Source organism: Pseudomonas sp. S2_A05 (assembly GCF_054668485.1).
Genome location: NZ_CP162775.1, coordinates 2,313,029 through 2,324,384, shown reverse-complemented (window position 1 = coordinate 2,324,384; position 11,356 = coordinate 2,313,029). Strand labels below are relative to the sequence as shown.

Sequence of the window (11,356 nt, the reverse complement as noted above, 5' to 3'; positions counted from 1 at the left end):
AAAAGGCCCAAACGGGCGCGCCGGCATGCATGCCAGTCTCGTAAAAGGAGTGACCGCAGCGGGAGGGAAAAGGTTTTGTCGGATTTGCGCTAAAGAGTTATGTGCTGAACTCATCAATTGGCCTGTGGGAGCGAGCCTGCTCGCGAAAGCGTCGGGTCAGACCCAGCCGCTGCTGGATGTGCCGACCTCTTCGCGAGCAGGCTCGCTCCCACAGTGGAGTTGTGTTTTGCAGTTATGGCCCACCCACCACCATCGAGGTAAACGGTGCGACATACGCCTGCAACGTCACCAGCCCGCCGACCAGAATCGCCAGCACGATCGAGTGGAAGAACACGTAACGCAGGATCTCGCCCTCATGCCCGTACCAACGGGTCGCGGTGGAGGCGACGACGATCGACTGCGCGTCGACCATTTTGCCCATCACCCCACCGGAACTGTTCGCTGCCGCCATCAGCACCGGGCTGATACCCAGCTGTTCCGACGTTACCCGTTGCAATCCGCCAAACAGCACGTTTGACGCGGTATCGGAACCAGTCAGCGCCACCCCCAGCCAGCCGAGCAGCGTGCCGAACATCGGGTAGAAAATCCCCGTCGCCGCAAACGCCAGGCCCATGGTCGCATCCAGTCCCGAATAGCGGGTGAGGAAGCCCAGCGCGAGCATCGCCGCAATCGTGATCAGCGAAAACCGCACCACCCACAATGTGCGCAGGTACTGCTTGATCAATTGCGGGATCGAATAACCCATCAGCAAGCCGCCAACGATCGCCGCCAGCAAGATCCCGCTGCCGGTCGCGGTCAGCCAGGTGAACTTGTAAATCGCTTCCTCGGCTTTCGGCGCTGCGACAACCGGCGGTACTTTTTCTATTTGCAGATGCAGACCGGTGAAGGTCACCGCCGGGGCGAAGATCGGATTGGCCTCGCGCACCGGTTTGCCTTGCGGGTCGAGCTTGGCCGATTGCGTGACCGGGTCGATCACCGGGCGCGTATCGAACATGTTCTTGAAGCCCTGGGTGCCCCAGGCAAACACGAACACCGTGAGAATGATCCACGGCATCCACGCGCGCATCACCGCCGGGCGCGCCTGATCGCTGAACGCGGCGCTGGCGGTGACTGTTTCTTCGTCGACCTTGGAGTTGTCGACGCGCCCGGACAGCGCCGCCGAGGTATGGATCGTCGCCGGTTTCCATACCTTGAGGAACAGCGTCAGACAGGCCATGGAAATCAGCGCAGCGATGACGTCCACCAGCATCGGCCCGTGGTAGTTGGACACGAGAAATTGCGGGATGGCGAAACTCACCCCGGCCACCAGAATCGCCGGCCACACCTCGAGCATCTTGCGCCACCCGGCAAACGCCCAGATCAACCAGAACGGCACCAGCACCGAGAAGAACGGCAACTGCCGCCCGACCATCATCGACAGCTCCATCTCATCCAGCCCGGTGACTTTGGCCAAGGTGATGATCGGTGTGCCCAGCGCACCGAAAGCAACGGGTGCAGTGTTGGCGATCAGCGCTAGGCCGGATGCGGCCAATGGCGAAAAACCCAGGCCGATCAGAATCGCACCGGTCACCGCCACCGGCGTGCCAAAGCCTGCCGCGCCTTCGAAGAACGCACCGAAACAGAAGGCGATCAGCAGCAACTGCAAACGTCGGTCATCGGTGATGCGCGCGAGGGAATCCTGCAGCACTTTGAACGAACCGTTTTCGGTGGTCAGGCGATGCAGAAAGATGATGTTGAGGACGATCCAGCCGATCGGCAGCAAGCCATTCGCCGCGCCGAACAGCGCGGCCGAGCCGGCCATGCCCGCTGGCATGTCGAAGGCGAAGATCGAGATCAGCAGGGCGGACGCGAGCGCCAGCAAGGCTGCCAGATGTGCCTTGACGTGAAAGAACGCCAGCGCCGCGAGCATCACCACCACCGGCACCGCGGCCATCAGCGTGGAGAGCACCGGGTTGCCGAACGGGTCGTAGATTTGCTGCCAGACCATGGTCCACCTCTGCTTATTGTTATTGAGGGCGCAGATCCATTGCATGGGGGTTGGTTGCAAGCAGTATAGGTGGCATTCCGCCGCCGTTCGGGCATGGCGAACGGGCCGACCAACGGTCGATAGTGGCCACTGAATCAACGTGCTTTTGCCCGGTCGTATCTGCGGCTGCGCGCACTGCGTCCCGAAGACGCGGGCAGCGTGGCGATTTCCGTCGTCAAGACCTTGGGTTTTAGGGAAGTGTTGAATGAAGCAAGCGACAACGATGCTGCTCACTGTGACCGCCGCCGTATTGCTGAGCGGCTGTATTGCGGATTTTGATGATGACCACCGGCATGGCCGGCACTACGACCGCGACCACGGCCGCTATTACGACCATGACCGGCGTTGGGACGACCGCGATGACGACCGCCGCGATGGCCGTCGTTATCACCGTGATCGCGATGATGACTGATTGAAAGCAGAGGGCGTTCCCGTTAAAGGAACGCCCTCTGTGCATCAGCCTTCAGTTGAAAAAACGAGCGTTCGCCTGGACGCGGGATCGCGCAGGCACCGGGGCCTCGTGATCGAGCAGATGGGTGGCGAGTATGTCGCTCAGAAAACGGAACTGATCGTTGAGGCCGACCACTTCATTGCTGAAATGATTGCTGGCGGCGGGCATCAGCAGATCGTCGAAATCTTCGTTGAACACCAGTGTCTGCGCCTTGCGCGGCACGACGTGCTGTTGGTAGTAGTTGCTGCCGAACACCGGGAAACTCACGGAGAGGGTGACTTGGGTGTGGATCATGATGTGAACGCCTCGTTGTGTTTCGGATGAGTCAATCGTGCCTTTCATCATGGGAGGGCGGAAGGCAATCGTGGCGATGGTGGATATCGATGGTGGTGATGGTTGAGGTTTGCGGTGCTGCTGATGGCGCCTTCGCGAGCAGGCTCGCTCCCACAGGTGCAACACATTTCAAATGTGGGAGCGAGCCTGCTCGCGAAGAGGCCGGAACCTTCAGCATCGAAATCGACTGACCTGCCTATACTCAAACCAGCACCTCCCCAAGCCAAAGGACACCGCCACCGTGAACACGCGCGCGCTGGTCGTTGCCGCACTGTTTCTGCTGGCCGGCTGCGCCACTTCGGCCCGGGCGCCAGTGAGTGCGCCGCAGGCGGTGGTGGTGTCGGCGCAAACCTGGCAGCAGATCGACCGCGAGATCCTCAGCGCATCGCAACAGGCCACCGAGCAGGTCAAGCTGTTCGCCCGTGGCTCGATGGAACATTGGCGCACTCGGGTCTATCAGCAAACTGAAGAAAATTTCATTCCCTGGTTCAGCAGCTACTGGACCCAGGAATGGCTGTCGATGAAGGTCAGTTGGTACACGATCAGCGCCGGCGGTGAGCAGGATGCTTCGGCGAAACGGCTGGCGGCGTATCTGCTTGAGCAATATCAGGAAAAAGTCCTCGCGCCGGTCGCAGTGGAGATCGATCCGGATGCGATCCTGGCGCAGGCCACGGCGTTCTACGCGCAGTTGATGGCGCAGCAGATGCCGCTCATCGCCCAGCGTCACGGTGTGCCGATTGCGCAGCTCAACGGCCGCTTGCGGAAGATCCCGGCCATCGCCCTCGGCCCGCCGCCGGCGCGGGATGCTTCGCTGTTCAAAGTCATCAGCACCGAGCCGCTCAACACCCTCCCGGCGTACGCCGCACTGATCGACAAGATCCACACCGACGGCGGCGCCAAGGGCATTTCCTCCATCGACGCGGCCATGGCCCCGGTGGCCAAGCGCGCCAGCCAGCGCATCGAAGCCGAAATGGCCCCGCGCGGCGCCGCCAGTGCGGTGGCGGCAGCGGCGGGTAAACTCGCCGGGGCGATGATTTCGGTCGGCGTGGCCGGCATACGCGCAATCATCCAGGCCAACGACCGCCCTGACAGTGAAGCGCTGATTCGCAGCAGCCTCGGCAACACCTTCGACAAGGCCTGGCAGAAGCTGCTGCAAAATCCGACCACGGGCGTGATGGCCGGCACGTTGCACATGGCCGGGCAGGTCGAAGGCAATTTGGGCGTGAGTGAACCAACGCCTATCGGTGTGAGCGCTGTGCCATAGCGCCTGCACCTGTGAAGTTTTGTTGGCGGCGGTCGCGCCCGGATCAGAGCGGATGCTAGTCTTGCGCAACGCTGTTGTCAGGGAGCCCACATGGGCAATCACAAGATCGAGATTCGCCGCAGTAACGTCGAGAAAATCCTGCTGGCGGCGGAAAAGGTTTTCGCCGAAAAAGGCTTCGGCAGCACCGCCATGGCGGACATCGCTGCCGAAGTGCAGTTGCCGCGTTCCAATCTGCATTACTACTTCAGCACCAAGAGCGAGCTGTACAGCGCAGTGCTGTTCGATCTGCTGGAAGTGTGGAAGCAGGACGCGCTGTGCTTCGAGATGTTCGACGACCCGCGCGTGGTGCTGAGCAGTTACATCCGCGCCAAGATGAATCATTCGCGCAGCCGGCCCTATGGCTCGAAAGTCTGGGCCAACGAGATCATCCACGGCGCGCCGACCCTGGGCGAAGCGCTGGATGCGAGCCTGTATGACTGGGCGAAGATGAAGGAGGCGAAGATTCGCCAGTGGGTCGAGGACAAGCGGATCCTGCCGGTGGAGCCGTCGGGTTTGCTGTACATGATCTGGGCGTCGACCCAGCACTACGCCGACTTTGATCATCAGGTGAACATTCTCAATGATCACCAGCCGTTGTCGGATATGCAGTTCGAGCGTGCGGTGCAGACCGTGACAGGTGTGATTTTGCGCGGGATCGGGCTGGAGCCTTGAAGAGCACCATCAAGGGCTTACCCTCACCCCAGCCCTCTCCCCAGAGGGAGAGGGGGCCGACCGAGGTGTATTGAGAGGTACATCGACCTGAAAGACCGTGTCGATTATGGATTCACAACAACTCTTTCAGGTCGGCGAAGTTTGTCAGCATCCCCCAATCAGTCCCCTCTCCCTTTGGGAGAGGGCTAGGGTGAGGGGTTTTTTCAGACTGCAACGTGGTAGGGGTTGCGCGGATCATGATTCCAGTCCAGAAACGGCTTGCCCGTTTCCATCGGCACCATCTCGATGCAGTCGGCCACGGGGCAGGTGATCTGACACAGGTTGCAGCCTACACATTCCTCATCGATCACTTCATATTTATGCGTACCGTCGGCCTGTTTCAAACTGCCGATCGCCTGGTGTGACGTGTCTTCACAAGCGATGTGGCAACGCCCGCAACCGATGCACGCCTCTTGGTCGATCTTCGCGATCACCTGATAGTTGATATCGAGGTACTTCCAATCCGTGGTGTTGCCCACGGCGCGCCCGGAAAACTCGGCGATATTGGCGTAGCCCTGGCTGTCCATCCACCGCGACAAGCCGTCCTTCATCTCTTCGACAATGCGGAAACCATGCAGCATCGCCGCCGTGCACACCTGCACCGCGCCGCTGCCCAGCGCCATGAACTCCGCCGCGTCGCGCCAGCTGCCGATGCCGCCGATGCCGCAGATCGGCAAGCCCCGGGTCTGCGGATCTCGGGCGATTTCCGCGACCATGTTCAGCGCAATTGGCTTGACCGCCGAACCGCAATAACCGCCGTGGGTGCTTTTGCTGCCGACGGTGGGCAGGGCGACCATGTGGTCCAGGTCGACGCTGGTGATCGAGTTGATCGTGTTGATCAGCGACACCGCATCGGCGCCACCACGATGCGCCGCCCGGGCAGCGACGCGGATGTCGGTGATGTTCGGGGTGAGTTTGACGATCACCGGCAGCGAGCAGTACGTCTTGCACCAGCGCGTCACCTGTTCGACATACTCCGGCACCTGGCCGACCGCCGCGCCCATGCCGCGTTCGGGCATGCCGTGGGGGCAGCCGAAGTTGAGTTCGATGCCGTCGGCGCCGGTGGCTTCGACCAGCGGCAGAATGTGTTTCCACGACTCCTCGACACACGGCACCATCAGCGACACGATCAGCGCGCGATCCGGCCAATCCTTCTTCACCTGGGTGATTTCGCGCAGGTTGATTTCCAGCGAACGGTCGGTGATCAGTTCGATGTTGTTGATGCCCAGCACTTCGCGATTGGCACCGTAATGCGCCGAATAACGCGAGGAAACGTTGACCGCCGCCGGATCCTCACCCAGGGTTTTCCAGACCACGCCACCCCAGCCCGCTTCGAAGGCGCGGACCACGTTGTAGGCCTTGTCGGTGGGCGGCGCGGAAGCCAGCCAGAACGGGTTGGGCGCTTTGATACCGGCGAAGACTATCGAGAGATCGGCCATTTACGCAGCCTCCACGTTGAGCATCAGTTGAGCGTTGATCGCCTCGGCGGCGCGTTTGCCGTGCTGCACTGCTTGCACGGTGAGGTCCTGATCGAGGCTGGTGCAGTCGCCGCCGGCATACACGCCGGGGACGCTGGTGCGCAGGTTTTCATCGACCTCGATGCGTTCGCCCTGACGCTTGAGTTCGCGCGCCAGCGGATCGCTGAGGGTGCTGTCATCGAAGCTCTGGCCGATCGCTTTGAAGATCGCATCGGCAGCCAGCTCAAAGGTTTCTCCCGTGGTTTGCAGACGGCCTTCAACCAGATCGGTGCGGGCGAAACGCATGCCGCGCACGCGGCCCTGATCATCGAGCAACACCTGCTCCGGCTGCGCCCAGGTCAGCAATCGCACCTGATTGGCTTTGGCGATGTCCTGCTCATGGTGGGTGGCGCCCATGTCTGCCGCACCACGGCGATACACCAGATTGACGTCGCGCGCGCCGAGGCGGGCCATCTGCACGGCCATGTCGATCGCCGTGTTGCCAGCGCCGAGAACGATGCAGCGCTCAGCCAAGGGCAGTTGCGTGAGGTCATTGGCCTGGCGCAGTTCGCGGATGTAGTCGGTGGCGGCGAGCAGGCCCGGCGCGTCTTCGTGGGCCAGACCGAGTTGCTTGCTGGCATTCAGGCCGAGGCCGAGGAATACCGCGTCAAACTGCTGATGCAGTTCGCTCAGGGTCAGGTTTGCACCGAGTTTCTGGCCGTGGCGGATTTCTATCCCGCCAATCTGCAGAAGGAAATCCAGCTCCTTCTGCGCGTAGTCATCGACCAGTTTGTACTTGGCAATGCCGTACTCGTTGAGCCCGCCGGCTTTTTCCCGTGCTTCGAAAATCACCACGTCATGCCCGTGCATTGCGCTGCGATGGGCGCAGGACAACCCGGCCGGCCCGGCGCCGACCACGGCGATACGTTTGCCCGTGGCCGGGGCGCGCTGGAACGGGTGTTCAGCGAAATGCGCATTGTCTACGGCATAACGTTGCAGCAGACCAATCAGCACCGGCGCGCATTCCTGCGCGTTGTTGCGCACGCAGGCCTGCTGGCAGAGGATTTCCGTTGGACAGACCCGCGCGCAACTGCCGCCGAGGATGTTTGCCGAAAGGATCTTCTGCGCCGCGCCCTGTACGTTGTCCTGATGGATGTTGCGGATGAACGACGGGATATCGATTTCGCTGGGGCACGCATTGACGCAAGGCGCGTCGTAGCAATACAGGCAGCGCGAGGCTTCCAGATGCGCCTGCCGGGTATTGAGCGGCGGCGCCAGATCAGTGAAATGGCCGGCGAGGGCGGCCGCGCTTTCGTGCGGGTGGGGAAGGTGGTTCAGGGTCTCGATCACGGTTCATGGCCTCATGGCTAATTGAGGTGCTGCCTCTGGTGGGCAGTGGTTGATCGTTCCCATGCTCTGCGTGGGAATGCCTCAAGGGACGCTTTGCGTTCCAATGGGACGCAGAGCGTCCCGGCTGCATTCCCACGCAGAGCATGGGAACGATCACTAGGGGTCAGCGTTTAACGGCAGTCGGTTTATGCAACTCCGCCCGCTTGCTCAACAAATCAAACACCGCCGGATAGGCCGGCCGTTCGATGTAGCGTCCGGCGCCGCGTTCGGCGCGCAGGTCGCCGTTGGCCCAGACCACGCGGCCCTGGCTGACGGTGTGGCTCGGCACGCCGCGCACGGTCTTGCCTTCGAAGATGTTGAAGTCCACCTGCTGATGGTGGGTCTTGGCGGAAATGGTCCGTGTGCCTTGCGGATCCCACAGCACCAGATCGGCATCGGCGCCCACGCGGATCGCACCTTTGCGTGGATAGAGATTGAAAATCTTCGCTGTGTTGGTGGAGGTCAGCGCAACGAAATCCTGCATCGACAATCGTCCGGAGTTGACGCCTTCGTCCCACAGCACTGCCATGCGGTCTTCGATGCCGGCGGTGCCGTTGGGAATCTTGCTGAAGTCGTCGCGCCCGGCAGCTTTCTGCTCGGCGCAGAAACAGCAGTGGTCGGTGGCGGTGGTATGCAGATTGCCGTTCTGCAGCCCGTGCCACAGCGCCTCCTGATGGCCGCGCGGACGGAACGGCGGGCTCATCACGTAGCCGGCGGCGGTCTGCCAGTCCGGGTGTTGATAGACGCTGTCGTCGAGCAGCAGATGCCCGGCCAGGACCTCGCCGTAAACCGGCTGGCCTTTGCTGCGTGCGTAGGTGATTTCGTCGAGGGCTTCCTTGGTGGAAACGTGCACCAGGTACAACGGCGTGCCGATGGTTTCGGCAATGCGGATCGCCCGGCTCGCGGCTTCACCTTCGACCTGCGAAGGTCGCGACAGCGGATGCGCTTCCGGCCCGGTAATGCCCTGGGCCATCAACTTGCGTTGGAGGTGATAGACCAGCTCGCCATTTTCCGCGTGCACGGTCGGCACCGCACCGAGTTCCAGACAGCGCTCGAAACTCGCCACCAAGGTATCGTCGGCGGCCATGATCGCGTTCTTGTAGGCCATGAAGTGCTTGAAGCTGTTGATGCCGTGGTGGCTGACCAGCTCGGCCATTTCCTCGCGCACCTGCTCGCTCCACCAAGTGATCGCGACGTGGAAGCCATAGTCCGACGCAGACTTTTGCGCCCAGCCGCGCCACTGATGAAACGCTTCCATCAGCGATTGCTGCGGATTGGGAATCACGAAATCGATGATCGAGGTGGTGCCGCCGGCCAGGCCGGTTGCAGTGCCGCTGTAGAAGTCCTCACTGGCAACGGTGCCCATGAACGGCAGTTGCATATGCGTATGCGGATCGACGCCGCCGGGCATCAGGTATTGGCCACTGCCGTCGAGCACTTCTGCGCCGGCGGGAATGTCGAGGTTTTCACCAATGGCTTTGATCACGCCGTCAGCGCAATAGACGTCGGCGCGGTAACTTTCATCATGGGTAACAACGGTGGCGCCACGGATCAACAGAGACATTCCGGATTCCTCGCAGGCATGACCGACTTGTGCCGGTTCTAGATGTTTTATTGAAGTACAGCGGCGCAGTTCGTATTCCTGTCATCGCTGTCAGGAATAGAAACTAGTCGCGATTTCAAGAATGATCAAGAATATTTTTTATAAGCTTATAGCTGTTTCAAGCTGTTGATAAATAAAGATAAAAACAATAAATCACCAAAATGGGTAGGGCGCTCACCATTTTGACGCACTTGACAGGATGGAAATATGAGCAAGATTTCCTATGTGAAATCAGCCGCTTGAAGTTGTGCTGCGGTTGCGGGTTCACCGACAAAAATAAATGCAGTGCACCAGTTTGAGTCCTGACACTTCGGACAACTTGCCCGACGTTTAGCCTGAGCGTTCAGACAAGTTTTCCCGGACTCAGCGAATATTCAATTAAAACTGATGAATATCAGAAAGTTGCAAAGCGTGCAGTGCACCGCCCAAGCGTTCAGCGCCAGACCCGGCACGTTTATTGATGCCGCCGCTGACACCATGGCCGGTGCGTGAAAGTTGTCAGTTCCTCCGGCCATCGTCCGGCTGGCGTCGTGCGCGCCAACCGCCTGATGAGCAAAAAATAATCAGAAGAATAGTGGAGCGGCCATGCAACAGATCAGATCACAAGTGACCGAGCGCGACGGCTTGTTCGAGCTCGAAGCCGGCAACGACGTCCTCGACAGCCCCCGTTACAACCACGACATGGCACCGACCAAGGTGCGTGAACGCACCTGGAACAAATGGCACATCACCGCCCTGTGGGTCGGGATGTCGATTTGCGTGCCGACCTACACCCTCGGCGGCGTGCTCACCGCTTATTTCGGCTTGAGCGTCGGCGAAGCGCTATTGGCGATTCTGTTTGCCAACGTCATTGTGTTGATTCCGCTGACCCTCAACGCCTTCCCGGGCACCAAGTACGGCATTCCGTTTCCGGTGCTGCTGCGCTCGTCGTTCGGCATTCTCGGTTCCAATGTGCCGTGCCTGATCCGCGCGTTGGTGGCGTGTGGCTGGTTCGGCATCCAGACCATGTTCGGCGGACTGGCGATTCACCTGTTCCTCGGCTCGGTGTTCGAGGGCTGGAAATCCCTCGGCGGAACCGGCGAGGTGATCGGTTTCATGGTGTTCTGGGCGCTGAATCTGTGGGTGGTGATTCGCGGCGCCGAGTCGATCAAATGGCTGGAAACCTTGTCGGCGCCGTTGTTGGTGGCGGTGGGCATCGGCCTGCTGGTGTGGGCGATGCCCAATGTGTCGATGACTGAATTGCTGGCGATCCCGCCCAAGCGTCCGGAAGGCGCCAGCGTGGTCAGTTATTTCGCGGCAGGGCTGACGGCAATGGTCGGCTTCTGGGCCACGCTGTCGCTGAACATTCCCGACTTCAGTCGCTACGCCAAGAGCCAGAAGGATCAGATTCTCGGGCAGATTTTCGGTCTGCCGCTGACCATGTTCCTCTTCGCTGCGCTGGGCGTGGTGATGACCGCCGCATCGGTGAAACTGGTCGGCGTCACCGTGTCCGACCCGGTCACGCTGATCGGCCATATCCAGAGCCCGGTGTGGGTGGCGGTGGCCATGGCGCTGATCATCGTTGCCACACTGTCGACCAACACCGCCGCCAATATCGTCTCGCCAACCAATGACTTCCAGAACATCGCGCCGAAGGTGATCAACCGCACCAAAGCGGTGTTGCTCACCGGTCTGGTCGGGCTGGTGCTGATGGGCCATGAACTGCTGAAAAAGCGTGGCCTGATCGTTTCCGACATCAGCCTGGAAACCGTGTACTCAAACTGGCTGCTGGGCTACTCGAGCCTGCTCGGGCCGATCGCCGGGATCATGGTGGTGGATTATTTCCTGATCAAGAAACAGCGACTGGACCTCGCCGGGCTGTACCGCGATGACGTGTATCCGGCGTGGAACTGGGCCGGTTTTCTCGCCTTTGGCGTGCCGGTGGCGCTGACCCTGCTGTCGCTGGGCAGCGACGCGTTCAGCTGGTTCTACAGCTATGGCTGGTTCACCGGCTCGGCGTTGGGCGGAATTATTTATTACGGGTTGTGCGTGATGCGGGCGCAGCCTTCTGCCGTGAAAACAGCGGTGTGAGCAAGAGCCTTTT

The 11,356-nt window shown here is 60.8% G+C and carries 9 protein-coding genes; 4 read left to right on the top strand and 5 right to left on the bottom strand.

Annotated features, from left to right (window positions below; genetic code table 11):
- Positions 1-232: 232 nt before the first annotated feature.
- Entirely contained in the window at positions 233-1,987 is a 1,755-nt protein-coding gene (locus AB4O12_RS10560; RefSeq protein WP_056789178.1) for an L-lactate permease, read from the bottom strand.
- Positions 1,988-2,231: 244 nt separating this feature from the next.
- On the opposite strand from AB4O12_RS10560, the gene AB4O12_RS10555 reads away from it, so the two are divergent.
- The gene (locus tag AB4O12_RS10555; RefSeq protein ID WP_016775135.1) at positions 2,232-2,438 is read left to right on the top strand and encodes a hypothetical protein; all 207 of its coding nucleotides are present in this window, start codon (positions 2,232-2,234) and stop codon (positions 2,436-2,438) included.
- Between the two features lie 51 nt (positions 2,439-2,489).
- On the opposite strand, the gene AB4O12_RS10550 is transcribed toward AB4O12_RS10555, so the two are convergent.
- Positions 2,490-2,771, bottom strand: a complete 282-nt coding sequence (locus AB4O12_RS10550; RefSeq protein ID WP_236168640.1) for a hypothetical protein — start codon at positions 2,769-2,771, stop codon at positions 2,490-2,492.
- Between the two features lie 280 nt (positions 2,772-3,051).
- Between AB4O12_RS10550 and AB4O12_RS10545 the strand changes: the two genes are divergently transcribed.
- Complete coding sequence (locus AB4O12_RS10545; RefSeq protein ID WP_460061794.1) at positions 3,052-4,074, top strand: hypothetical protein; 1,023 nt, start codon at positions 3,052-3,054, stop codon at positions 4,072-4,074.
- A 90-nt stretch (positions 4,075-4,164) separates the two neighbouring features.
- Positions 4,165-4,785, top strand: a complete 621-nt coding sequence (locus AB4O12_RS10540) for a TetR/AcrR family transcriptional regulator (RefSeq protein ID WP_024013291.1) — start codon at positions 4,165-4,167, stop codon at positions 4,783-4,785.
- A gap of 203 nt (positions 4,786-4,988) precedes the next feature.
- Here AB4O12_RS10540 and preA read toward each other — a convergent pair whose 3' ends face one another.
- The 3 genes from preA to hydA form a co-directional block, all read right to left on the bottom strand.
- A complete protein-coding gene (gene preA, locus AB4O12_RS10535) occupies positions 4,989-6,263 on the bottom strand; it encodes an NAD-dependent dihydropyrimidine dehydrogenase subunit PreA (protein ID WP_460061792.1) in 1,275 nt (424 codons plus the stop codon).
- The gene (locus AB4O12_RS10530) at positions 6,264-7,631 is read right to left on the bottom strand and encodes an NAD(P)-dependent oxidoreductase (protein WP_460061790.1); all 1,368 of its coding nucleotides are present in this window, start codon (positions 7,629-7,631) and stop codon (positions 6,264-6,266) included. It lies immediately after the preceding gene.
- A gap of 163 nt (positions 7,632-7,794) precedes the next feature.
- Entirely contained in the window at positions 7,795-9,234 is a 1,440-nt protein-coding gene (gene hydA, locus AB4O12_RS10525) for a dihydropyrimidinase (RefSeq protein ID WP_460061788.1), read from the bottom strand.
- 624 nt (positions 9,235-9,858) lie between these two features.
- On the opposite strand from hydA, the gene AB4O12_RS10520 reads away from it, so the two are divergent.
- Positions 9,859-11,343, top strand: a complete 1,485-nt coding sequence (locus AB4O12_RS10520) for an NCS1 family nucleobase:cation symporter-1 (RefSeq protein WP_460061786.1) — start codon at positions 9,859-9,861, stop codon at positions 11,341-11,343.
- The last annotated feature ends 13 nt before the right edge of the window (positions 11,344-11,356 follow it).

Coding starts and splice junctions, on each gene's coding strand:
- AB4O12_RS10520 (WP_460061786.1), top strand. CDS start 9,859: ATGCAACAGATCAGATCACAAGTGACCGAGCGCGACGGCTTGTTCGAG.
- AB4O12_RS10555 (WP_016775135.1), top strand. CDS start 2,232: ATGAAGCAAGCGACAACGATGCTGCTCACTGTGACCGCCGCCGTATTG.
- AB4O12_RS10550 (WP_236168640.1), bottom strand. CDS start 2,771: ATGATCCACACCCAAGTCACCCTCTCCGTGAGTTTCCCGGTGTTCGGC.
- hydA (WP_460061788.1), bottom strand. CDS start 9,234: ATGTCTCTGTTGATCCGTGGCGCCACCGTTGTTACCCATGATGAAAGT.
- preA (WP_460061792.1), bottom strand. CDS start 6,263: ATGGCCGATCTCTCGATAGTCTTCGCCGGTATCAAAGCGCCCAACCCG.
- AB4O12_RS10560 (WP_056789178.1), bottom strand. CDS start 1,987: ATGGTCTGGCAGCAAATCTACGACCCGTTCGGCAACCCGGTGCTCTCC.
- AB4O12_RS10540 (WP_024013291.1), top strand. CDS start 4,165: ATGGGCAATCACAAGATCGAGATTCGCCGCAGTAACGTCGAGAAAATC.